The organism is Methylopila capsulata (assembly GCF_016907975.1).
Lineage (GTDB): Bacteria > Pseudomonadota > Alphaproteobacteria > Rhizobiales > Methylopilaceae > Methylopila > Methylopila capsulata.
The window spans coordinates 80,554-103,013 of record NZ_JAFBCY010000002.1; the positions used below are offsets into that span (position 1 = coordinate 80,554).

Consider the following 22,460-nt stretch of genomic DNA (forward strand, 5'->3'; position numbering starts at 1 on the left):
GGCCTTAAGCGGGCGTTTGAGAGAGGGAGGCAGGCGAACTCTGGCGGCGATCCGCCGGCAGGACGCCGAGTTGGGCCAGCAGGTCCGCGCGGGCGGCCTGGATCGAGACCTCGTCCGAGAGCCGGATCTCGTGGGCGATCGCGCCGTCGCGCATCAGCAGGATGCGGTCGGCGAGCGCGAGCGCCTCGTCGACGTCATGGGTGACGAGCAGCACGCCCGGCCGGTGGCGGGCAATCAGCTCCTTCACGAGCTGGTGCATCCGAAGACGCGTCAGCGCGTCGAGCGCCGCGAAGGGCTCGTCGAGAAGCAGCAGCTCGGGCTCCTGCACCAGCGCGCGGGCGAGCGCGACGCGCTGCGCCTGGCCGCCGGAGAGGTTGCGCGGCCAGTCGTCCAGCCGATCACCGAGGCCGACCTCCGCGAGCGCTTCCGCGGCGCGCGTCCGGGCGCCCTCTTCCGGCTGACCAAGCGACACGTTGCGCCAGAGGCTGCCCCAGGGCAGCAGGCGATGCTCCTGGAACACCACGGCCGGGCGGCCCGGCGCGTCGACCGACCCGCCGTCGATGGGGTCGAGACCGGCGAGCGCGCGCAGGAGGGTCGTCTTTCCGCAGCCGCTTTCGCCCAGCAGAGCGACGAACTCGCCGCGCTGGATGGTCAGGTCGAGGCCGTCGATGACGGTGCGCTCGCCGTACCGCCGCACGAGACGGCGGACGGCGACGGCCGGGGCGGCGGAGATCGGGCTCATCGGGCGCCCTTCGCATAGTTCGGATGCCAGGCGAGCAGCCGCCGCTCCAGCACGCGGGCGATCGAGTCCGAGCCGGCGCCGATCAGCGCGTAGATCAGGATGGTCAGCACGATCACGTCGGTGCGCAGGAACTCGCGGGCGTCCATGGCGAGGAAGCCGAGGCCCGCCTGCGCGCCGACCGTCTCCGCCACGACGAGCGCGAGCCAGGCGACCGCCAGCGCATAGCGCACGCCCGTCAGGATCGAGGGCAGCGCGCCCGGCAGGATGATGCGCCGGATGGTGGTCCCGCCCGACAGGCCCTGCACCTGGGCGAGCTCGAGCAGCTTCGGGTCGACCTGCCTTATGCCGAGGATGGTGTTGATGTAGATCGGGAACACGACGCCGAGCGAGACGAGGAAGATCTTCTGCCCTTCGCCGACGCCGAACCAGATGATCGTGAGCGGCAGCGCGGCCAGGAACGGCACCGCGCGGATCATCTGGACGCTGCGGTCGATCGCGGCTTCCGCGACGCGCGAGAAGCCGACCGTGACGCCGAGCGAGAAGCCGATCAGGCCGCCGATGGCGAAGCCGGTCGCCGCGCGCAGGAGGCTGACGCCGAGGTCGTGGAACAGGCTCCCCGTTGAGACGAGCTTGATCGCCGTCTGCACCACCTTGCTCGGCGCCGGGAGAACATGCGGCGCGACGTAGCCGCCGCGGCACAGCGCTTCCCAGACGATGAGCACGACGATCGGGGCCGCCCAGGACAGCGCGAGCAGCCCGCGCGGGCTTGCGTCGGCGTCGGCGGCCTTCGCGCGCCCGGCCGTCCGGGCGGACGACGCCCGCAGGCTTGGCTTGGGCGCAAGCGCGTAGCCGCCCCTGACGCGAGGATCCGCGAGGCTCATAGGGCGTCCCTCAGGCTGGGCGCGACCGTCGCCGGAGACCGGCCGAGCCGCGGAAAGATCTCTTCGGCGAAGCGCCGCATCTCGGCGCGGAACGGCTGGAACTGCAGCATGAAGACCTCGACGCCCGCGTCGTGGAACGCCGCGATGCGTTCGGCGACCTGGTCGTAGCTGCCGACGAGGCCCGCCGCGGTGCCGCCGTTGGTGCCGACGGAGGGGTTTTTCGCGATGGTCTGGAACATCACCACCTTCGGATCGGTGTTGGCCTTCTGGATCGCCCTGTCGGCCTTGTCGCGCTCGGCGAGCGTCGCAAGTCGTCGATGTTCGGCCTGGGCCTCGGCCTCCGTCTCGCGGGCGATGACGAAGGCGGCGAGGCCGAAGCGCAGCGGCTTTCCTCCGCGCGGCCGAGCCTCCAGATCCGCGATCAGGCCCTCTACGGCGTCGGGCGGCTGGCCGTTGATGAACCAGACGTCGCTGTGTTCGGCTGCAAGCTCCCGCGCGGGCTCGGACTCGCCGCCGAGGTAGATCCGCGGCCGTTCGCGAAATTTGCCTGCGGGCGCGAGGACATAGCCGTCGATCGCGAAGTGCTCGCCCCGGTGGGTGACCGTCTCTCCGCGCAGCAGCCGCTTCACGATCGAGAGCCACTCGCGGCCGTAGGCGTAGCGTAGGTCGTGGTCGAGGAAGAGGATGCCGGCCCTGTCGAATTCGGCGCGGTTCCAGGCGTTGATCAGGTTAAGCGCGAAGCGGCCCCGGCTGATCTCCTCGATCTGCAGCGCCATCTTGGCGAGCACGACGGGATGGTACAGCGCCGGCTTGATCGCGGCGATGATCTCGATCCGACGGGTCAGCGCCGCAAGGCCGGCGGATGCGGTCCAGGCCTCGAGCTGGTCGTGGTTCGGCGCGTGGGGATTGGCGGTGTGCTGCGCGACGAGCACGGAGTCGTAACCGAGCGCTTCGGCCTCCAGGACCGTGGCGCGGTTGTGCTCCCACGAGGCGTCGTAAGGCTCCTGCGGATCATGGGCCGCTGCGCGCGGTCCATGCACCGGCGCCCACACGCCAAACTCGATCTGCGACATGCCCAAAGCCCCACCGTCATCTGGGGCGATCCTCCAAACCCTTGTCGGATAAGTCAATACAATCGATAAAATATATATACATTTATCGCATGGCGCCGCGACGTTGAATGCGACCGGACGCTTTGGCGTTTACGGTCCGCGCTATGGTCCCGTCGGGCGCGGAGAATCCTCCACCCGGTAGGAGGCGAACGTCTGGCGGAACGCGGCGATGAACTCGGCGACGATCATCGAGTCCGGCGCCAGCGCCGCCGTGATGATCGCCCATTGGAAGGTGGTCGTAGGCCGAAACGGCCGCACGACGAGGCTCGTCCCGCTGTAGCGCTTGGCGGTGAAGGGATCGACCACCGCGCATCCGAAACCCGCGGCGACCATGCCGCAGGCGATCATCGTCAGCGGCGTTTCGGCCCGTATGCGCGGTCGGACCTTATGCTCCTCCATGAGGAGGTCGAACTTGTAGCCGATGAGGGACGGGGCCGCGACCGAGATGAAATCCTGCCCCTCGAAATCCTCCGGCGCGATGACCTCCTTGTCCGCCAGCGGGTGGCGGCTGGGCAGCACCGCGACCGCCGCGACCGGCGGCAGCATCTCGAAGTTGATGCCGGCGTGCTGGAAATTGTGGCCCACGACGCCCAGGTCGCACTGGCCGTTGATCACCCAGTCGAGCACGAAGGGCGAGTTCATGCCGTGGAGGGCTATGTCCACGGTCGGTCGCTGGATCATGAAATCGGCGGCGAATTCGGGAAGGAACCCCACCGCGAGCGCAGGCAGCGCCGCGACCCTCAAGGCCCCTCCCCGCCGTTCGCGCAGATCGGCAGCGACCCGTTCGATGCGGGTCAGGCCAACAAAGGACCGCTCCACCTCCCGATAAAGGATCATCGCGTCCCCGGTCGGGACAAGCCGCCCCCCCGTCCGCTGGAACAGCTTGATGCGGAGCTGGCGCTCCAGATCCTGCAGCAAACGGCTGACGGCGGGCTGACTGACGCCGAGAAAGTTCGCCGCCGAGGTCGCCGAACCGCTCAAAATCAAGGCTCTGAAGGCCTCAATCTGCCGACTGTTTATCATCCGTGCCCGCTCCCTGCGCAACATAACATTTCTGCATGACCTGCGCATAAATCAGCATTTGACTGATACCCCAATTTTCGAATTGGTACAGGGAGACAACGGCTACCGAGGTGCAAGGATGAGCAAGACGACGCGCTTGGCCCCTACCGCCTTCCTGGCGCTCATGCTGTCGGCCTCGGCCGTTCCTGCAGATGCGCAGCAGAAGACGCTCTATGTCGCCGGGTACGGTGGCTCCTACGAACAGATGATGCGGGAGAAGGTGTTTCCGCCGTTCGAGAAGCAGCATGGCGTCCGCATCGAATACATGGCGGGCAACTCGACCGACACCTTGGCGCGTCTGGTCGCCATGCGCGCCAGGCCGCAGATTGACGTCGCGGTGATGGACGACGGGCCGATGTATCAGGCGATCGCGCTGAACCTCTGTCAGGACATCGCCCCGGCCCCGATCTACGACGACCGCTACGACACCGCCAAGGTCTCGGGAAACAAGGCGACCGGCATCGGCGTGGTGGCGACCGGCTTCATGTACAACACGAAGTATTTCGAGGAGCAGCGCTGGCCCGCCCCGACCTCCTGGGCCGACCTGCGAGATCCGAAATACGCCGGCAAGCTGGTCGTGCCGCCGCTCTCGAACTCCTACGGGCTCCACGCCCTGGTGATGGAGGCCGAGCTCGACGGCGGAAACGAACGGAACATCGATCCCGGCTTTGCGGCCTTCGCCGAGAAGGTGGGCCCGAACGTCCTCGCCTATGAGGCGTCCCCGGGGCAGATGACCTCGCTGTTCCAGAGCGGCCAGGCCGTGCTCGGCGTCTGGGGTTCGGCGCGCATCAACTCGCTCGCGAACACCGGTTTTCCGGTGAGGATGGTCTACCCCAAGGAAGGCGCGGTGGCGCTCGGCATCCTGGCGTGCCCCGTGGCCGGCAAGTCGCAGCCCGAGGCCCAGGCGCTGATCCAGTACATGCTCACCCCGGACGTGCAGAAAATCCTGGCCACCGTCTACGGCTACGGCCCGGTGAACAAGAACACGGTCCTCACTCCGGAAGAGGCCGACGGCATTCCCTACGGGCCCGATCAGGTCGGCAAGCTTCGCGTCATCGACTGGGACTACGTCAACTCCATCCGCGAGACGTGGGACAAGCGCTGGACCCGCGAAGTCGAGCGTTGAGAGCGACGTCCAGGTCCACCGGTCTTGGCCCACCTGCCCTCGGGAGCGGCGCATGAGCTTTCTGTCGCTCGACCGTCTGACGAAGTCGTTCGGAGAGCACGTCGCCGTCGACGGCCTGTCGCTGTCGATCGAGAAGGGTGAGTTCGTCTCGCTGCTCGGACCGTCGGGCTGCGGCAAGACGACGACCCTGCAGATGATCGCGGGCTTCGTGGAGCCGACCTCCGGCAGGATCCTGCTCCAGGACCGCGACCTCGCCGCGGTCCCGCCGGCCCGGCGCGGGCTTGGCGTCGTGTTCCAGAGTTACGCGCTGTTCCCGCACATGACCGCCGCGCAGAACGTCGCCTTCGGCCTCGAGATGAAGAAGGTGAACCGGGCCGACCGCGACCGGAAGGTCGGGGCGGCGCTTGCGCTCGTCGGGCTCTCGGGCTTCGCGGACCGCTACCCGCGCCGCATGTCCGGCGGGCAGCAGCAGCGGGTTGCGCTCGCCCGGGCGCTCGTCATCGAGCCCCATGTCCTGTTGCTCGACGAGCCTCTGTCCAACCTCGACGCGCTGCTGCGCGAGGAGATGCAGAGCGAGCTGCGCGACATCCAGGAGCGCATCGGCGTCACGACGATCCTGGTGACGCATGACCAGTCGGAGGCGATGGCGCTGTCGGACCGGATCGTGGTGCTGAACAGCGGCCGGATCGAACAGGTCGGGACGCCGCAGGCGACCTATGAAGCGCCGGACACCGCCTTCGTGGCGGGCTTTCTCGGCAAGACCAACACGCTTGAAGGCCGCGCCGACGGCGCGACGGTCGCGGTGCAGGGCCACAGCTGGTCCGTTCCCGGCAACCGGACGTCCGGCGAGGTCACCGTCGCGGTGCGTCCCGAGCGGGTGAGCTTCACGAGCGACGGCGGGCTGCGGGGCGTCGTGCGCAAGCGGGTGTTCCAGGGCAGCCAGTGGTTCCTCACCGTCGACAGCGAGGCAGGACCGGTCGAGGTGTTGGCCGCGAACACCGGGCGGGGACTTCCGGCCGTCGGCGAGGCGGTGGCGCTGACCTGGGCCGCCGACGACATGCGCGTCCTGCGGCGCGACCGGGAGCGGACGGCGTGAGCGCCGCCGCGCCAAACGTCGCTGCGCCAAGCGTCGCCGGACCGAGCGGCGGCCGGCTGCGGCCCTACGCGCTGAACGCGCCGGCTCTGGCCGTGGTCGGAACGCTGATCGTCGTTCCGCTCGTCATGACGCTCGTGCTCTCGCTGCATTCGTTCGGGACCTACACCGGCGTCACGGACGACGTCTCGCTCGCGAACTACGTCGAGATCGTCGGCGACCCCTACTTCCACGAGATCTTCCTCCGGACGCTGCGCATCTCGGCGCTGGTGACGCTGATCGCGGCCGCCATCGGCGCTCCGGAGGCCTACATCCTTCACCGCATGGCGCGTCCCTGGCGCGGGATATTCCTGCTGGTGATGCTCGGGCCGCTGTTGATCTCGGTGGTGGCGCGCACCCTCGGCTGGGCGCTGCTGCTGGGCTCGACCGGCGTCGTCAATCAGGGGCTGATGGCGCTCGGCCTGATCTCGGCGCCGCTGCGCCTGATGCACAGCGAGACCGGCGTCGTGATCGCGCTCGTGCATGTGCTGATGCCGTTCATGATCGTCGCGGTCTGGGCGTCGCTGGCGCGGCTCGATCCGCAGGTCGAGAACGCGGCCGCCTCGCTTGGCGCGGGCCCCTTCACGGTCGTCCGCCGCGTGGTCCTCCCGCAGATCGCGCCGGGCGTGCTGTCGGGGTCGATCATCGTGTTCGCCCTTGCGGCCTCGGCCTTCGCGACGCCCGCGATCATCGGCGGCCGCCGCCTGAAGGTCGCCGCCACGCTCGCCTACGACGAGTTCCTCTCGACGATGAACTGGCCGCTCGGCGCCGCGATCGCAGTCCTGCTGCTTCTCGCCAACATCGTCATCATCGTCGGCTGCAACCGCATCGTCGAACGGCGCTACGCGGAGGTCTTCCGATGAGCCGCAACGGTCCGCTCGCCCTCGTCTTCCACGCGCTGGTGGTGGTCTTCGCGCTCGCGCCGATCGTGATCGTGTGCGTGGTCGCGTTCACCTCCCACGGCTATCTCTCGCTTCCGACCGAGGGACCCTCGCTGCGGTGGTTCTACGCGATCGGCGACCGTCCGGAGTTCCTGCGCTCGGTTCTCGACAGCCTCTGGCTCGCCGCCGCGGCCTCGACCCTGGCCGTGGCGCTCGCCGTGCCCGCCGCGCTCGCGATCGGTCGCGAGCGGTTCCCCGGCCGGGGCGCCTTGCTCAGCCTGTTCCAGTCGCCGCTGATGATCCCGCATCTCGTGCTCGGGATCGCCCTGCTGCGGTTCTTCACCGAGACCGGTCTCGGCCTCTCGCGCTGGACGCTGCTCGCGGGGCACCTGGTCGTGGTGTTCCCCTTCGCGCTGCGGCTGGTGCTGACCGCGTCGGCGGGCATCGACCGGACGATGGAGAACGCCGCGGCGTCGCTCGGCGCCTCGCGCTGGGTCGTCTTTCGGCGGGTCACGCTCCCGCTGATCATGGCGGGCGTCGTGTCCGGCTGGATCCTGTCCTTCATCCAGAGCTTCGATGAAGTGACCATGAGCGTTTTCATCTCCACGCCGGAGACCACGACGCTGCCGGTCCGGCTGTTCCTCTACATCCAGGACAACATCGACCCGCTGGTGGCTTCGGTCTCGGCCGCCCTGATCTTCGCGACCGTCATCGCGATGGTGATCCTCGACCGTCTGTTCGGCATGGAACGGCTGCTGGTCGGCCCCGGACGCGGCTGAACGAAGGCGACGAACACGATGCGCAACGATTACGACTTCGCCGTTCTGGGCGGCGGACTTGTGGGCGCCGCCACCGCCTACGGCCTCGCGAAGCTCGGCCTCAAGGTGCTGATGCTCGACGAAGGCGACGTGGCGAAGCGCGCCTCGCGCGGCAATTTCGCGCTCGTCTGGGTCCAGAACAAAGGGCTCGGCATGCCGGCCTACGCCACGTGGACCCGGCGGTCCTCCGACGCGTGGGTCCCGTTCGCGCGGGAGTTGGAGGACACGGCCGGCTTCGCGATCCACCACCGTCGCACCGGGGGGTATCATCTCGCCCTGACCGAGGACGAACTGGCGCGGCGCGCCGCCATGATCGCCCGGCTGCACAACCAGCCCGGCGTGGCGCCCTCGGAAGTCGAGGTCCTCGACGGCGACGAGATCCGTCGGCGCCTTCCCGAAGCGGGGCCGGAGGTCGCCGGCGGCACCTTCTGCCCGCTCGACGGCGACGTGAACTCGCTGAAGCTGTTCCGCGCCCTGCACGAGGGCTTCGCGCGGCTCGGCGGGACCTACCGCTCCGAGGCCATGGTCGACGTCATCGAGCCCGGCGCCGGCGGCTTCGCGCTGAGCACGCAGGCGGGCCGCTTTTCGGCGGACCGGATCGTGCTCGCCGCCGGGCTCGGCAACGCGCGGCTCGGCGCCATGGTGGGCATGACCGTGCCGGTCCGTCCCGTCCGGGGCCAGCTGATCGTGACCGAGAAGACCGCGCCGTTCCTCGACGCGCCCGTCTCGACCGTGCGCCAGACCGACGAAGGCGGCGTGATGGTCGGCGACAGCCAAGAGGAGGCCGACAGCTACGACGGGATGCGTCAGGGCGTGATGGCGGTGATGGCCGACCGCGCCGTCCGCATGTTCCCCCGCCTCGGCCGACTGAACGTGGTGCGCACCTGGTCCGCGCTGCGCGTCATGAGCCCCGACGGCTTCCCGATCTACGACGAGTCTCCCGTCCACCCGGGCTGCTTCGTCGCGACCTGCCACAGCGGGGTGACGCTCGCCGCCGCCCACGCCGCGCTGTTCGCCCCGGCGATCGCCGCGGGCTCGCCGCCATCCGAATTCGACGATTTTAGCCTGCGGAGATTCCATGTTTCAGCGGCTGCCTGACATCCGGGGCGACGCCCTCAGCTTCACGATCGACGGGAAGGCGGCGCAGGCCCGCGCGGGCGAGACCGTCGCCTCCGCCCTGCTGCTCGCAGGCGTCGAGACCTGCCGCACGACGCCGGTCTCGGGCGCGCCGCGGGCGCCCTATTGCCTGATGGGCGTCTGCTTCGAGTGCCTCGTCACCATCGACGGCCGCGGCAACCAGCAGGGTTGCCTCGTCACGGTTCAGGACGGCATGCGCGTCGAGACCCAGATCGGGCGCGGCAAGCGGGAGCTCGGCCGATGATCGAACTCGGCCAGGTCGCCCACCTCGACGCGTCCTACGACCTTGTCGTGATCGGCGCGGGCCCGGCGGGCCTCGCTTGCGCCGCGCAGGCCTCGGCGGGCGGAGCGCGAACGCTGCTCGTGGACGAGAACGCCGCGCCGGGCGGGCAGATCTACCGCTCCGTCGGCGCGACGCCCCTCCGGGCCCGGCGCGACATTCTTGGCGCCGACTACTGGACCGGGGAAGAACTGGCCTCGTCCTTCGCCGCCAGCGGCGCGGCCTATCTTGCGGGCGCGACCGTCTGGCAGGTCTCGCCCGAGCGCGAGATCGGCCTGTCCAAGGACGGCTCCGCCCGCCTGATCGACGCCCGCCACGTGGTGATGGCGACCGGCGCGCTGGAGCGGCCGTTCCCGATCCCGGGCTGGACGCAGCCCGGCGTGATGACCGCCGGCGCCGCGCAGATCCTGCTGAAGACCGCCGGCGCCACGGCGACCGGACGGGTTGTGCTCGCCGGCTCCGGGCCGCTGCTCTGGCTGATCGCGGCCCAGTCGCTTGCGGCCGGACGGTCGTTTTCCGCAATCCTCGACACCACGCCGAAGGCCAACTGGACGGCGGCGCTTGCGCATCTGCCGTCGTTCCTCGCCTCGCCCTATCTGGCGAAGGGTCTGAAGCTCCTGCGGCGGGTCCGGCGGGAGATCGCGGTCGTCTCCGGCGTCACGGCGCTGGAGGCCGAAGGCGACGGTCGTCTGGAGCGCGTGCGCTACGTCGCGGGCGGCGAGACCAGGACCATCGGCGCCGATCATCTCTTCCTGCACCAGGGCGTCACGCCCAACGTCAACATGGCGAGCGCCGCAGGCTGCGAACTGGTTTGGGATGACCTCCAGCTCTGCTGGCGGCCGAAGGCCGACGCCTGGGGGCGGACCAGCGTCCCCGGGATCGCCGTCGCCGGCGACGGCGCCGGGATCGCCGGGGCGGAAGCGGCGGCGCTGCGCGGCTCGCTCGCGGCGCTCGACGCGCTCGACGCTCTGGGCCTCCTCCCCGGGGACGAGAAGACTCGGCGCGCGGCGCCGCTGCGCAAGACTCTCGCCCGCTACGACCGCGGCCGCGGCTTCCTCGACGCGCTCTACCGCCCGGCGAAGAGCTTCCGCACCGCCGACGGCGACACGATCGCCTGCCGCTGCGAGGAGGTGACCGGCGGCCAGATCCGCGCCGCCGTCGCCGACCTGCACGTCGCGGGGCCAAACCAGCTGAAGTCGTTCCTGCGCTGCGGCATGGGCCCCTGCCAGGGCCGCCTCTGCGGCCTCACCGTTTCGGAGACAATCGCCGACGCGCGCGGGGTGTCGCCGGCGGATGTCGGCTACTACCGTCTGCGCTCGCCGGTGAAGCCGATCACGCTCGCGGAGATCGCGACCCTCGACCAGACCGAGGCAGACGTGAAGGCCGTCGCGCGGGGCTGATGCGGTGACAGGCGCCGACGTCCTGGTGATCGGCGGAGGGCTGCACGGCTGCTCGGCCGCGCTCCATCTCGCCCTGAAGGGCGTGGCGGTGACCCTCGTCGAGAAGGATTACGTCGGCCGCCACGCATCGGGCGTCAACGCAGGCGGCGTGCGCCGGCTCGGGCGCGCGCTGCCCGAGATTCCGCTCAGCGTCGCCTCCATGGAGCTGTGGCGCCGGATCGAGGAGCTCACCGACGACGATTGCGGCTTCGAAAGCCACGGCCAGATCAAGATCGCTGAGAGCGAGGAGGATCTGGCCAAGTGCCGGGCGCGGCGCGCCGCCGTGATGGAGGCGGGGTTCGCGCATGAGGAGATCATCGGGCAGGACGAGCTTCGCGCGCTCGCGCCGGCGGTGTCCGACCATTGCGTCGGCGGGTTGATCTCGCGGGGGGACGGGGCGGCGCTTCCGTTCCGGACCGTGCAGGCGTTCCGCAACAAGGCCGCGCGGCTCGGGACCCGCATCATCGAAGGCGTCGCGGTCCGCGGCGTCGCGCGGAGCGGCGGGATCTGGACCGCCACGCTCGCCGACGGCCGCCGTCTGCAGGCGCCTGTGGTCGTCAACAGCGCCGGCGCCTGGGCGGACCGCTTCGCCGCCGCGGTCGGCGAACCGGTTCCGCTCGAGGCCGTCGCGCCCATGCTGATGATCACCGAACGGCGCGCGCCCTTTCTCACGCCGGTGGTCGGGGCCATGTCGCGCACGCTCTCGTTCAAGCAGTTTCCGAACGGCACGACCCTGATCGGCGGCGGCTATCTCGGCCGGGCCGACCCGGACCGCAACGTCGCGGCGGTCGACGTCCGCGCGCTGGCGGAGAACGCCCGCACGGTCCGCGACCTGTTTCCCGTGATGCGCGACGCCCAGATCGTCCGCGCCTGGGCCGGCATCGAGGCGCGCACGCCCGACGGCCTGCCCGTGATCGGCCCGAGCGCCACGGAGCCCGGCCTGCTGCACTCCTTCGGCTACTCGCTGCACGGCTTCCAGCTGGGCCCGATCGTGGGCTCGCTCCTCGCCGAGCTCATCGTGCACGGCCGGACCAACCTGCCGATCGAGCCCTTCTCGATCGCGCGCTTCGCCGCCGGCCGACCGGCTTGACGGCGCCCTTCTCCCCGAACCAAGGACCGACGCCAATGATCACGCGCACCCACCAGACCCCGATCATGCACCGCTTCGTGGAGCACAACGGCACGATCTACTTCGGCGGCGTCATCGCCGACGACGTGTCCGAGGGCATGGGCGGCCAGACCGCCCAGATCTGCCGCAAGCTCGACGCGTTGCTGGCCGCCGCCGGTTCGGACCGCACGAAACTGCTGTCCGCCACGCTCTACGTGACGGACATGAGCAAGAAGACGGAGATGAACGAGGCCTGGACCGCGTGGATCGCGGCCTCCGATCTGCCGGCCCGCGCGACGCTCGGCGTGGCCGAACTCGGCAAGAACGTCCTGATCGAGGTGGTCGTCACCGCCGCGCGGACCTAGGTCTCCCGGCGGAACCGGCGCCGCAAGGGACGGGCGGCCATTCCAACGGCAGGCGAAACTCGCGGGCCCCGCTGCGCACTGCGGCTCGTCTGCCGGCCTCGCCCTCAACCTGCGGCGTCGGCGTCAACTTGTGCGTTCGCGCCCTCCACGCCGCGCCCGAAACGCCCCTACGCCGCGCAAGACGCCTCGGGCTCTGCTCAAGACGCTTCCCGGCGCTCGTCGTCGAACGTGGCGCGGGCGCGTTCGATCGTGGGCCGGTTTTCGTTCGCCCAGCGGGCGAGCGCGACGGCATGGGTCTGCAGCGAACGGCCGAGATCGGTGAGTTCGTAATCGACCCGCGGCGGGATGCTGGGGGTCACTGTGCGCGTCACGAGCCCGTCGCGCTCGAGACCGCGCAGCGTCAGCGTCAGCATCCTCTGGGACACGCCTCCGATCAGCCGCTTGAGCTCGTTGAAGCGCTTGGAGCCGTCGGCGAGGAACATCACCACCAGCACGGTCCATTTGTCGCCGACCCGCGCCAGCACCGAGTTCACCATCCGGCAGTCGTGGGACTCCGCGCCCGCGTAGCCGGGGATGGGATCATCGGTGTGCCTGCGTTCCAAGAATGTGCCTCCTTGCGATCATCATCTTAGAGTAACTTATAGAGCCTCGGTTACAAACCAATACCGAGGACCGCAATGAAACTGCTCCATGTCGACGCCAGCATTCTCGGCGCCCATTCCGTCAGCCGCGCCGTGTCCGCGGCGATCGTCCACCGTCTCGAAGCGGAGACGCCCGGCGTCGAGATCATCCGGCGCGATCTTACGGCGGCGCCGCTCGCACATCTCTCGGGCGGGCATCTCGCGGCCGCGGCGCCGGATGCGGACGTGTCCGCCGAAACGAGGGCCGAGAACGCCGAGGCGGCCCGGGCGCTCGACGAGTTTCTGCAAGCCGACGTCGTGGTGATTGGCGCGCCGATGTACAACTTCAGCATTCCCAGCCAGCTCAAGGCGTGGATCGACCGGGTGCTCGTTGCAGGCCGGACGTTCCGATACGACGAGAACGGACGCGTCGTCGGACTTGCGGGCGACAAGCGGGTGATCGTCGCGGTGTCCCGCGGAGGCTTCTATGGCGCCGACACGCCCATGGCCGCGTTCGAGCACGTCGAGACTTATCTCAAGGCCGTGTTCGCGTTCATCGGCGTTCCAGACGTCGAGTTCGTCGTCGCGGAGGGCGTCATGGCCGGCCCCGGCTTGCGGGAGAAGGCGCTCGACGCGGCGCTTCAGGACGCGGGCCGGCTGAAAGCGGCGTGACGGCGGTTCGTGCGGCGCGCCCGGCGCCTTGACGCGTGCGCCGGTCTACGCCCCCGGCGAACGACGGCCCGCCGACCCGCACGCACGGGTCGGCGGCCAACAGCACATGTAGAGTGGATGTCATGAAGAAGATCGGGTTCCTTTCGTTCGGCCATTGGTCGCCCTCCGCGCACTCGCAGACCCGCTCGGCGGGCGACACCCTGCTCCAGTCGATCGACCTCGCCGTGGCGGCCGAGGAGCTTGGCGCGGACGGGGCCTATTTCCGGGTGCATCACTTCGCGCGCCAGCTGGCCTCACCGTTTCCGTTGCTCGCAGCCGTCGGCGCGAAGACGAACCGCATCGAGATCGGCACCGGCGTCATCGACATGCGCTACGAGAACCCGCTCTACATGGCGGAGGACGCCGGCGCGGCGGACCTCATCGCCGGAGGGCGGTTGCAGCTCGGGATCAGCCGCGGCTCGCCCGAGCAGGTGATCGAGGGCTGGCGACACTTCGGCTATGCGCCGGCCGAGGGCGAGAGCGACGCCGACATGGGCCGCCGTCACGCCGAGGTCTTCCTGAACGTGCTGCGGGGCGAGGGCTTCGCCCAGCCCAACCCGCGCCCGATGTTCCCGAACCCGCCCGGGCTGCTGCGCATCGAACCGCACTCGGCCGGCTTGCGCGACCGCATCTGGTGGGGATCGGCGTCCAACGACACCGCCGTCTGGGCCGCGAAACAAGGGATGAACCTCCAAAGCTCGACCTTGAAGAAGGACGAGAGCGGAGAGCCGTTCCACGTGCAGCAGGCCAAGCAGATCCGGCTCTATCGCGACGCTTGGAAAGACGCCGGCCACGCGCGGGCCCCGCGCGTCTCGGTCTCGCGTTCGATCTTTGCGCTCGTGAACGACCAGGACCGCGCTTACTTCGGTCGCGGCGACGGCGACGATCAGATCGGGGTGATCGACGACATGCGGGCGATCTTCGGCAGGTCCTACGCAGCCGAACCCGACAAGCTCGTGGCTGAGTTGAAGGCGGACGAGGCGATCCAGGAGGCCGACACGCTGCTGCTCACCGTCCCGAACCAGCTGGGCGTCGCGTACAACGCCCATGTGATCGAGGCCATTCTGCAGCACGTCGCCCCCGGCTTGGGCTGGCGCTGAGCCGTTCGATCCCGACCTGACCGTTCGGGCACGGCTCCCCGTTGCTGGAGACCGTCCCGGACGGGGCTGCCGCGTCCATCGAACGGAGGCGACTGATACGGGGCGGGGGGCGGATCAGGGTCTGCCGCCTCCTGATGCGGGCCGTCGGCATCGACCGGGATCTCGTCGCCCGCGAGGTGATGACACCGCGAAGAATCCGTGGGCGGCGCCCAGATCAGACCGCGGACGCCAGCGCGCCGCCGGACTTTGCCCCGCCGGCTTTTGCCCTTATAGCTCGACGCACCCGTGCAATGGCGTTGCAGGTGCGCATGAGGATCGTCCGGTCGGCTCGGCTCTGGTTCAAAGAAGGAACCTCCGACAAGCTGTATGAGGTCGATCTCGTCGAAAACGACGCGCTCGGCGCCGACGATCGCTTCCTCGTCAACTTCCGCTACGGCCGTCGCGGCGCCACGCTGCGCGAAGGCTCAAAGACCTCCTCCCCGATCGCCCGCGACGCCGCCGACAAAGTGTTCGACAGCGTCGTCGTGTCCAAGGTGAACGACGGCTACCGCCGGATGGACCAGCCGGCCAGCGTCGGCGCGGCGTCGACCGTTTCGCCTTCCGATCCCGCCGAGGACGGCCGCGCGCGGGAGCTTCTCGCCCGGCTCGACGCCTGCCTGCGCAGTCCGTGGCCCGCGAAGGATCTCGACCGCCTCGTCTGGCGCATCGGGCAGCTGCGGATCCGGGCGGCGGGCCCGTCGCTGATCGCGCTCGCCGAGCGGCGGGGCGTCCGTGAGTCGAGCTATTCGCTGGTGTGGGCGCTGGCGCGCGCCGCAGGCCCCGAGGCTGCGGCGCTCCTCGAACAGGTCGCGCGGGAGGCGTCGCAGGCGACCACGCGGGACCTCGCGCGCTTCGCTCTCACGTCGTCGCTGATGGAGGACGCGCGCCGCCCGACGGGGGACGCAGGCGAGTTGCCCGAAGCTGTCGCCCGCGCCGCGTCGACCTCCGACGCCGCCGGCCTCGTCGGCGCCCTCACGGAGCTCGCCGGACGCGAGCCGATAAGGGTCGGCGCCGCGCTCATGACCCTCGGGCGGCTGGCCCAGGGCGACGCCGGCCTGCATGCGGCGCTTGCGCGGGCTCTGCTCAGCCTTCCGGCGCGACCGCCCTTCCTCATCGGCCTTCGCCGGCTGTTCAAGCACGCCGAGATGGCGGACGACGCCGCGTTGTTCGCCGCGGCGGCGCACCGGTTCGAGACGGCCCGGCCGATGTATTCGGCGCGCGCCTCGGGTCGTGTTCGGCCCTACATTCCGGAGCTGAAGACCGCGGTTCGGATCGCGGAGGAACGGGGCGCGCCGAACGCGCGCGTCGGCCTGTCGGAGGCGACGCTCGCCTATTTCAAGCGCCGCATCTGGCGCGCGCTGCGCAAGCGCGGCGAGGTGGGCGATCCGGCCTTCGCGGAGCTCGCCGCGGCCTATCTCCTGAGCCTGCGGCCGGAGGATCTGGCGCGGCCGACGTCCCACACCGTCTGGCGGCGGGGCGACGACGGCCGGTACAGCCGGGAGCAACGGAGCTACGGGCCGCTGGCGCGCAACTGGACCGCGAGCCAGCTGCTGAGCCGGAACGACCCCGGCGCCCTAGCGCGCTACGGCAGCCTGTCCTTCCTGCAGACGCCGGGCGCCGCCGCGGGCGACGTCCGCACGGAGGCATTCCCCGCGCTTTGGGACGCGCGGCCGGATCTCGCGCTCGAGCTCGCCGCCGACAGCGCCTGCGAGCCGGTCTCGCGGCTGGGCGTGCGGACGTTGAAGGCCGCGCCTGGCTTCCTGCGCAGCGCGCCGGCGGCGACGCTTGCGCGTCTGCTCGCCGCCCATGACGTCGCGGCGCTCAGGCTCGGCTTCGAGGAGGCGCGCGACCGGCTTGCGGCCGGCGACGCTGATCCCGCGCTGCTGGTCGCCCTCGTCTCCGCCGGCTTTCCCGAGGCGCGTCGGCTGGCGGCCGCGCGGATCGCCGCCGACGCCGCCCTGCCGTGGTCCGACGCGGACCTGGGCGCCGCGGTCCTCACCGCGGGCCATGACGATCTCGACGAGCCAGTCCTGCGCTGGGCCGCGCGCGGCGTGAGTCCAAAGATCGCGCCAGCTCTGGCGACGCGCCTCGTCGGCTGGTTCGAGGCGCTGACGCCCACGCTCGACAGCGAGACCGAAGCGCTGGTCCGCAAGGTCCGCGCCCGCATGGCGGCGCTCTGGACGTCGGCGACGATGCCGCTCGAGACGGGCGCGGCGGAACGGCTGATGGCGCACTCCGCCCCCGCGGTGGTCGCGGCCGGCGTCGACGCGCTTGCGCTCTCCGGCGCGAACCCCGCCGCGGTGACGAACGACGTCTGGGTTCGCCTGCTGGGCTCGCCCTCCCCCGACGTGCAGACCGCGGCGCTCGGGCTGTTCGGCCGGCTCGGAGACGACGCGCTCGCAGGCCATGCGGAGCTGGTGGTCGCCTTCGCCACCGCGGCGTCGAGCGACCTGCGCCGCGCCGCGCGCCCGCTCGTCGCCCGTCTCGCCGCCCGCGATCCGGCGCTGGCCGAGCGGCTGGCGCGAGAGCTTATGGACTCCCTCTTCCGCACCGCTCCCGACGACGCCTACCCTGCGGACGTCGTGGCGCTGCTGCGCGAGGCCACGCCCGGAGAGATCGCCCGGCTCGATGCGGGAACGCTGTGGCGCCTGCTGCAGGCGCGCGCCAAGGGCGCCCAGCTGCTTGGCGCAAGCGAACTGCCGAACCGGCCTGTCGCCGCCTTCTCCGTGCGCCAGACGGCGCGGCTCGGCGGCCACCCCGACGCCTCGGTGCGGGCCTGGGCGCGCGCGGCGTTCGAGGCCGATCCCGCCCGCTTCCAGGCGGAGGCGGAGGACGCGGTGCTGCTGGTCGAAAGCGACTGGCCGGACGCTCAGGATTTCGCGCGTGATCATTTCGAGCGCTGGCCCGCCGAGGCCTGGACGCCGGCGACGCTCGCCGTCGTCACCGACAGCGTGAAGCCCGAGGTGCTCGCCTTCGCGCGCCGCCTGCTGCGGAGCCGGCTCTCGCCCGCCGACGCCCCGGCGCAGCTCATGCGGCTGCTGGAGCACCCCGCGCAGTCCATGCACCTGCTCGCCACCGAGCTGCTCACCGAGGAGGCGGCCGCCAGCGACGACGCGTTCGAGCGCCTGCTGCCGCTCGCCCGCGTCGTCATGCTGCAGGTCCACAAGGGCCGCGTCGCGAAGGACCGCATAACCACCTTCCTGCGCGCCGAGGCGCTGCGCGACGAAGCCCGCGCCGGGCGCATCGCGCCGCTGTTCGCCGACCTCTCGATCAGCGGCGTCGCCCGCGACCGCGCCGCGGCGATCCTCGCGTTGCGCGACATCGGCGAGGCTCATCCCACCGTGGCGACGCCGCTCGTCCGGCGCGCCGCGCCCGAAAGGGCCGCCTGATGAACTTCGTGCACCGCTACTTCGGCGCGACCTCCGCCGTCTCCGACGCGCGCTCCACCACGCTCGGCTTCGCGCCCGACCTGCTGCGGGAGCCAACCTATTTCGTCGGCAAAGTGAGAAACCACCTGCCGTTCCGCGAGGCGATTTCGGCGCTGCACCACGTCGTGGTGTCGGACCTCCGCTTCAAGCCGAAGGACCGCACAGCCTACTTCGCCTGGCTGCAGGAGCACGAGCGCGAGCTTCTGGCGGAGGCGCTGGCCGAGCGCGACGACGCCCGGGGGCGGATCGAGGCGCTTCGCGCCGAGACGCGCGAGATCGGCGCGCTTCAAAGCGAGATCATGGGGCCGTTCTACAAGGCGCGGCAGGGCTATTTCGATTGGCTCTACAAGAACAACCGCGACGCCTGGTTCGTGCTCGATCCGGTCATCACCGTCCATCCGGACGAGGTGTTCTTCGAGTGCTTCAGCCTCGACGAGTCCAGCTACGGGCGGCTGTCCTGCGATCACGACGTGTTCGAGCGCATCGAGGACATGGCCTGCGGCACGACGAACATCGACTACAGCCACGCGCTCTACGACGAGTTCCAGAAGATCCGCAGCTACCGAGAGACATCGCTCACCATCGATCCGACAGGCTTCGAGGTGCAGACGGAAGGCGAGGCGACCTTCCGCGAAGACAAGATCGAGCTGCCGGACAGCTGGATGCGCGGCTTCCTGCAGGTCTCGAGCGCAATGACGCAGCCGGCCCACGTGGTCGATCTGCAACCGGTGGACATGCACGCGATCCTGTCCCGGCTCGCGGCCCGGCGGGAGCGGCACGGGCCGCGCTCGCTCCGCTTCCTGCTGACGCCAGGTGAGCCGGTGACGGTTCTGATCGAGCCTTGGAACGAACGGCTGACCTTCCGGCGCTCGATCTACACAGGCGTCGAGGCCGCCGAAATCCGCGTGTGGGGCCGCCGGCGGCTCACGATCCTCGAACGCGCGCTGCCGCTGGCGCGCTCGGTGCGGCTGCATCTGCTCGGCACGGGCCTACCGTGCTTCGCCGTGGTCGACTTCGGCGGCCTGCGTTTCACGCTCGGCCTGTCGGGCTGGACCGCCAACGACTGGTCGCGCGCCGGCCAGTTCGATCTGCTGGCGCCCCGGGCTGAGGTCGACAGCGCGACCGCGACCCGCGTGTTCGACGCCCTGAAGCGCCGGTATCTCGCGACGGTCGAGACGCTTGCCGCCGACACGGGCCTCGACCGCGCCGTGGTGTCCGGCGCGCTCGGACTCTATGTGCAGGCCGGCCGCGCGATGTTCGACCTCGACAAGGGCGTGTACCGGCTGCGGGAGCTCGTGCGCGACCCGATCGCGCCCGGCGCGCTGCGCTTCGCTTCCGAGCAGGAGGCGAAGGCGGATCGCTTCGTGGCGGCGGGCCTCGCGACCATCGCCTCCGTCGATCGCCGGGACGGCCAGCGCGTGGTGACGGGAGCCGTGATGGACGACGGCAAGGGCCATGCGCCGCGTCTCGTGATCGACGCCGACGACCGGCTGACAGGCGCGACCTGCGACTGCTGGTTCTACGGCCACAACAAGCTCGCCCGCGGTCCTTGCGAGCACGTGCTGGCCGTGCGCCGGCTGTTCCACGGCGAGATCGAGGGCAAGCCGCAGGGAGGGCGCGCATGAACCGGTTGATGCGGCCGCGCGCGGCTCATAAGCTCAATCTATTGAGGGGCGCCGGACGGCGAGGACCTTGCAACCCGGGCGGCGCTTCGCCGTCCTTGCACCTTGCCCCACCACGCGTCACTGGCCCGCTCTTCACTGGGGCGGCGCTCGGGACCTGTGCGGTCTTACGGTTTGGGTTCGTTGAACCCAAGACCGCACAGGTCCCGGCGCCGCCTTCGAGTGGACCGGTCCAGTCCCAGGACGAGACGAAGGCGAACCGTCCGGCGCCCCTCAGCCTTCCCCGCGGGACCGCCGTCGAGGCGCGCGCATGAGCGCGCAGCCCGGCGAACTGACGCGCCAGCAGCTCTACGACCGCATCCGCGAGAGCTCGAAGGACGAGGTCATCCTCGAGGAGATGATCCGCCTGGGCTTCTGGCCGCGGAACGCGAACAAGCCGGACGTGCCGGAGGCGCTGATCCGCCGCCGTGGCGAGATCGACCGCGAGCTCGCCGCGCTGCATGCGCAGGAGGCCCGCTGGCGCGATCCCGACGCCGCCCTCAAGGAGATGCACAAGCGCCGCAAGAAGGCGGCGATGGAGCGGCGCAAGGAGACCAAGCGCGGGCATGCGCAGACGCGTTACGAGCGCGCTGTGGCCTGGCGGGAGCGACGCGCCACAGAGATTCTGTATCTCGGCGAGGGCGTGTCCGGCGGCCTTGGCGGAACCGATCCCGCGCGCCCCCTGAAGGCCGGCCTGCCCGAGATCACGAGTCCGAAGGCGCTCGCCGACGCGATCGGCGTGCCGCTCGCGGAACTGCGCTTCCTCGCCTACGACCGCAAGCTCTCGCGGATCAGCCACTACCAGCGCTTCGCGATCGCGAAGAAGACCGGCGGCGTGCGCCAGATCTCCGCGCCGATGCCGCGGCTCAAGCGGGCGCAGTACTGGATCCTCGACGCACTGCTCGGCCACGCCGCCGTGCACGACGCCGCCCACGGCTTCGTTCGCGGCCGGTCGATCGTCACCAACGCCGCTCGCCACGTCGGCCGCGACGTGGTGGTGAACCTCGACCTCAAGGACTTCTTCCCGACCCTCGACTTCCGCCGGGTGAAGGGCAAGTTCCGCGGCCTGGGCTACGCCGAGCCGGTCGCGACCGTGCTCGCGCTGATCTGCACCGAGCCCGACGTGGACGAGATCGAGATCGACGGCGAACGGCTGTTCGCGGCGCGCGGGCCCCGCCGTCTGCCGCAGGGCGCGCCCACGAGTCCGCTGCTGACGAACCTGATCTGCGCGCGGCTGGACGCCCGTCTCACCGGCCTCGCCGCCTCGCTTGGCTTCGTCTACACGCGCTACGCCGACGACATGACCTTCTCGGCCTCCGGCGAGGCCGCGGCCAAGGTCGGCGCGATGCTGAAATTCGTGAACGAGATCGTCGCGGCCGAAGGCTTCGTGGTCCATCCCGACAAGACGCGGGTGATGCGCCGGGGCGGGCGCCAGGAAGTGACGGGCCTAGTGGTCAACGAGCGCGTGGCCGTGCCGCGCGACGTGCTGCGGCGGTTCCGGGCGCTGCTGCACCAGATCGAGGCCACGGGTCCCGCGGGAAAGCGCTGGGGCAAGGCCCGCGACGTGATGGACGCCGCGACCGGGTTCGCCTGCTTCGTCCGCATGGTGACGCCGGAGATTGGCGAAGAACTGCTCGCGACCGTCCGTCGTCTCGACGCGCGCCATGGCGCGGCCCGCGCGGGCGCCGCGCCCTCGAAATCGCCGCACGGCGACTTCCGCGGCAAAGCTGCGGCCGGCGTCGCGCCCCTCGCCCGCTGGTGGACGCCGGCCGAGCCTCCGCCGCCGGAGCCCGAGCCGATCCTGCGTGAGCCGGAAGCCGCGCCGGAGCCTGATCCTCCGACTTCGCCGCAGCGGCCGCGCAGCGCCCTCGACATCGCGGGCCTGCGCGCCGAGATGCGCGACCGGGCGGCCTCTGCGCCCGAGCCCCAGCCGGACGAGACGGAGATGAAGCCCTGGGTCGCGGCGATCGGGATCTTCGTTCTCCTGAACGTGGCGTTCGGGATTCATCCCCTGTTGGGTTTGATCGCGCTCGTCGCCACGGTGGTGATGGTCATTCGCCGCGCCCTGCGCCGGCGCAGACGGCGGCGCTGAACCCACGCGTCAGGTCGACGAGGGAACATCGAGCAGCGTCGCGACCAGTTCGCGGAGGTCGGCGATGTCGCTCCCGATGCGGCCGTCGCGGCGGCTCGACGACGCGTAGAAGATCCCATCGAGCTGAAGGCTGATGGTTCGGGCCGTCTTGACGACGTCGACCTCCCTGAACTGCCCCGCAGCGATCCCGCGGGCGACGCAGTCCTCGAGCAGACCTTGCTCGAAGGCGTAGAAGTCCGCGATCAACGCCCCGGCGCCGGTCCTGTCCTCGCGCGAGGCGGAGTGGTCCGACATCAGCTGCGTCATCCGGGCGACCGTGGGGGCGATCGACACATGCAGATCGAGCCACGACAGGATCTCCGAACGGGGGTCGGCGGCCGTCGCGCGCGCGGCCGCGTAACCGCTTCGCAGTTGCTCGATCGCGTATCCGAGGGCGCGGCGGAAGAGGTCCTCCTTGCTCTCGAAGTAGTGGTAGATCAGCGCGGGGTTGATGCCGCACGCGGCGGCGATGTCGCGCATCGTGACGTTCGAATAGTGCCGCTCGGCGAACAGCCTGAGCGCTTCGTCGAGGATCAGTTCGGTCCGCAGCGCCGGCGCCAAACGCCGCCGCGTCCTGGGCTCCGAACCGCCTGACGGGCTGGGCGCCCCGCGCGCAGTCCGCGCCTTCGTCACAGGCGCCTCCCACGGAATCGAGACCTTTCGGCCCGGCGACGGCGCCTCGTTTTT

At 70.5% G+C, this 22,460-nt stretch carries 20 protein-coding genes; 14 read left to right on the forward strand and 6 right to left on the reverse strand.

Going from position 1 to position 22,460, the window contains the following annotated elements:
- Positions 1-4: 4 nt before the first annotated feature.
- The 4 genes from JOD31_RS06110 to JOD31_RS06125 form a co-directional block, all read right to left on the reverse strand.
- Entirely contained in the window at positions 5-742 is a 738-nt protein-coding gene (locus JOD31_RS06110; RefSeq protein ID WP_204949433.1) for an ABC transporter ATP-binding protein, read from the reverse strand.
- A complete protein-coding gene (locus JOD31_RS06115) occupies positions 739-1,623 on the reverse strand; it encodes an ABC transporter permease subunit (RefSeq protein ID WP_204949434.1) in 885 nt (294 codons plus the stop codon). Before JOD31_RS06115 ends, JOD31_RS06110 begins: the two co-directional genes overlap by 4 nt.
- The gene (locus JOD31_RS06120) at positions 1,620-2,696 is read right to left on the reverse strand and encodes an LLM class flavin-dependent oxidoreductase (protein ID WP_204949435.1); all 1,077 of its coding nucleotides are present in this window, start codon (positions 2,694-2,696) and stop codon (positions 1,620-1,622) included. Before JOD31_RS06120 ends, JOD31_RS06115 begins: the two co-directional genes overlap by 4 nt.
- A gap of 141 nt (positions 2,697-2,837) precedes the next feature.
- Positions 2,838-3,806, reverse strand: coding sequence for a LysR substrate-binding domain-containing protein (locus JOD31_RS06125; RefSeq protein ID WP_309299038.1), 969 nt, complete (start codon positions 3,804-3,806; stop codon positions 2,838-2,840).
- Between the two features lie 70 nt (positions 3,807-3,876).
- Between JOD31_RS06125 and JOD31_RS06130 the strand changes: the two genes are divergently transcribed.
- Genes JOD31_RS06130 through JOD31_RS06170 form a run of 9 tightly spaced genes read left to right on the forward strand, consistent with a single transcriptional unit; the run spans position 3,877 to position 12,083 of the window.
- Positions 3,877-4,923: an ABC transporter substrate-binding protein gene (locus tag JOD31_RS06130; protein WP_246482381.1), complete on the forward strand. Its 1,047-nt coding sequence runs from the start codon at positions 3,877-3,879 to the stop codon at positions 4,921-4,923.
- A 52-nt stretch (positions 4,924-4,975) separates the two neighbouring features.
- Positions 4,976-6,019 carry an ABC transporter ATP-binding protein gene (locus JOD31_RS06135; protein ID WP_204949437.1) on the forward strand — a complete coding sequence of 348 codons (1,044 nt, stop codon included), beginning with the start codon at positions 4,976-4,978 and terminating at the stop codon, positions 6,017-6,019.
- 56 nt (positions 6,020-6,075) lie between these two features.
- Positions 6,076-6,918, forward strand: coding sequence for an ABC transporter permease (locus tag JOD31_RS06140; protein WP_204950390.1), 843 nt, complete (start codon positions 6,076-6,078; stop codon positions 6,916-6,918).
- On the forward strand, positions 6,915-7,715 hold the full coding sequence (locus tag JOD31_RS06145; protein WP_204949438.1) for an ABC transporter permease: 801 nt from the start codon (positions 6,915-6,917) through the stop codon (positions 7,713-7,715). Before JOD31_RS06140 ends, JOD31_RS06145 begins: the two co-directional genes overlap by 4 nt.
- A gap of 18 nt (positions 7,716-7,733) precedes the next feature.
- The gene (locus JOD31_RS06150) at positions 7,734-8,852 is read left to right on the forward strand and encodes an NAD(P)/FAD-dependent oxidoreductase (protein WP_204949439.1); all 1,119 of its coding nucleotides are present in this window, start codon (positions 7,734-7,736) and stop codon (positions 8,850-8,852) included.
- Entirely contained in the window at positions 8,833-9,135 is a 303-nt protein-coding gene (locus JOD31_RS06155) for a (2Fe-2S)-binding protein (RefSeq protein ID WP_204949440.1), read from the forward strand. The genes JOD31_RS06150 and JOD31_RS06155 overlap by 20 nt, the downstream gene beginning before the upstream one ends.
- Positions 9,132-10,571, forward strand: a complete 1,440-nt coding sequence (locus JOD31_RS06160; protein WP_204949441.1) for an NAD(P)/FAD-dependent oxidoreductase — start codon at positions 9,132-9,134, stop codon at positions 10,569-10,571. Before JOD31_RS06155 ends, JOD31_RS06160 begins: the two co-directional genes overlap by 4 nt.
- Positions 10,572-10,575: 4 nt before the next feature.
- Entirely contained in the window at positions 10,576-11,700 is a 1,125-nt protein-coding gene (locus JOD31_RS06165; RefSeq protein WP_204949442.1) for an NAD(P)/FAD-dependent oxidoreductase, read from the forward strand.
- 35 nt (positions 11,701-11,735) lie between these two features.
- Positions 11,736-12,083: a RidA family protein gene (locus JOD31_RS06170; RefSeq protein ID WP_204949443.1), complete on the forward strand. Its 348-nt coding sequence runs from the start codon at positions 11,736-11,738 to the stop codon at positions 12,081-12,083.
- A 197-nt stretch (positions 12,084-12,280) separates the two neighbouring features.
- On the opposite strand, the gene JOD31_RS06175 is transcribed toward JOD31_RS06170, so the two are convergent.
- Positions 12,281-12,685, reverse strand: coding sequence for a winged helix-turn-helix transcriptional regulator (locus JOD31_RS06175; RefSeq protein ID WP_204949444.1), 405 nt, complete (start codon positions 12,683-12,685; stop codon positions 12,281-12,283).
- Positions 12,686-12,760: 75 nt separating this feature from the next.
- Here JOD31_RS06175 and JOD31_RS06180 point away from each other — a divergent pair, with 75 nt between their 5' ends.
- From JOD31_RS06180 to JOD31_RS06200, 5 genes are all read left to right on the forward strand, one after another.
- Complete coding sequence (locus tag JOD31_RS06180; protein WP_204949445.1) at positions 12,761-13,375, forward strand: FMN-dependent NADH-azoreductase; 615 nt, start codon at positions 12,761-12,763, stop codon at positions 13,373-13,375.
- Positions 13,376-13,497: 122 nt separating this feature from the next.
- Complete coding sequence (locus tag JOD31_RS06185; protein WP_204949446.1) at positions 13,498-14,514, forward strand: LLM class flavin-dependent oxidoreductase; 1,017 nt, start codon at positions 13,498-13,500, stop codon at positions 14,512-14,514.
- A 308-nt stretch (positions 14,515-14,822) separates the two neighbouring features.
- Entirely contained in the window at positions 14,823-17,942 is a 3,120-nt protein-coding gene (locus tag JOD31_RS06190) for a hypothetical protein (protein WP_204949447.1), read from the forward strand.
- On the forward strand, positions 17,942-19,606 hold the full coding sequence (locus JOD31_RS06195) for an SWIM zinc finger family protein (protein ID WP_204949448.1): 1,665 nt from the start codon (positions 17,942-17,944) through the stop codon (positions 19,604-19,606). The genes JOD31_RS06190 and JOD31_RS06195 overlap by 1 nt, the downstream gene beginning before the upstream one ends.
- Positions 19,607-19,913: 307 nt before the next feature.
- Entirely contained in the window at positions 19,914-21,734 is a 1,821-nt protein-coding gene (locus tag JOD31_RS06200; RefSeq protein ID WP_204949449.1) for a reverse transcriptase family protein, read from the forward strand.
- A gap of 9 nt (positions 21,735-21,743) precedes the next feature.
- Here the strand turns inward: JOD31_RS06200 and JOD31_RS06205 are convergent, their stop codons facing one another.
- The gene (locus tag JOD31_RS06205; RefSeq protein WP_210341387.1) at positions 21,744-22,334 is read right to left on the reverse strand and encodes a TetR/AcrR family transcriptional regulator; all 591 of its coding nucleotides are present in this window, start codon (positions 22,332-22,334) and stop codon (positions 21,744-21,746) included.
- Positions 22,335-22,460 lie beyond the last annotated feature (126 nt).

Bases quoted from the DNA above. Each gene is read 5' to 3' on its own strand.
- JOD31_RS06110 (WP_204949433.1), bottom strand. From the start codon at position 742: ATGAGCCCGATCTCCGCCGCCCCGGCCGTCGCCGTCCGCCGTCTCGTG.
- JOD31_RS06115 (WP_204949434.1), bottom strand. From the start codon at position 1,623: ATGAGCCTCGCGGATCCTCGCGTCAGGGGCGGCTACGCGCTTGCGCCC.
- JOD31_RS06120 (WP_204949435.1), bottom strand. From the start codon at position 2,696: ATGTCGCAGATCGAGTTTGGCGTGTGGGCGCCGGTGCATGGACCGCGC.
- JOD31_RS06125 (WP_309299038.1), bottom strand. From the start codon at position 3,806: ATGCGCAGGTCATGCAGAAATGTTATGTTGCGCAGGGAGCGGGCACGG.
- JOD31_RS06130 (WP_246482381.1), top strand. From the start codon at position 3,877: ATGAGCAAGACGACGCGCTTGGCCCCTACCGCCTTCCTGGCGCTCATG.
- JOD31_RS06135 (WP_204949437.1), top strand. From the start codon at position 4,976: ATGAGCTTTCTGTCGCTCGACCGTCTGACGAAGTCGTTCGGAGAGCAC.
- JOD31_RS06145 (WP_204949438.1), top strand. From the start codon at position 6,915: ATGAGCCGCAACGGTCCGCTCGCCCTCGTCTTCCACGCGCTGGTGGTG.
- JOD31_RS06150 (WP_204949439.1), top strand. From the start codon at position 7,734: ATGCGCAACGATTACGACTTCGCCGTTCTGGGCGGCGGACTTGTGGGC.
- JOD31_RS06155 (WP_204949440.1), top strand. From the start codon at position 8,833: ATGTTTCAGCGGCTGCCTGACATCCGGGGCGACGCCCTCAGCTTCACG.
- JOD31_RS06160 (WP_204949441.1), top strand. From the start codon at position 9,132: ATGATCGAACTCGGCCAGGTCGCCCACCTCGACGCGTCCTACGACCTT.
- JOD31_RS06170 (WP_204949443.1), top strand. From the start codon at position 11,736: ATGATCACGCGCACCCACCAGACCCCGATCATGCACCGCTTCGTGGAG.
- JOD31_RS06180 (WP_204949445.1), top strand. From the start codon at position 12,761: ATGAAACTGCTCCATGTCGACGCCAGCATTCTCGGCGCCCATTCCGTC.
- JOD31_RS06185 (WP_204949446.1), top strand. From the start codon at position 13,498: ATGAAGAAGATCGGGTTCCTTTCGTTCGGCCATTGGTCGCCCTCCGCG.
- JOD31_RS06190 (WP_204949447.1), top strand. From the start codon at position 14,823: ATGAGGATCGTCCGGTCGGCTCGGCTCTGGTTCAAAGAAGGAACCTCC.
- JOD31_RS06195 (WP_204949448.1), top strand. From the start codon at position 17,942: ATGAACTTCGTGCACCGCTACTTCGGCGCGACCTCCGCCGTCTCCGAC.
- JOD31_RS06200 (WP_204949449.1), top strand. From the start codon at position 19,914: ATGAGCGCGCAGCCCGGCGAACTGACGCGCCAGCAGCTCTACGACCGC.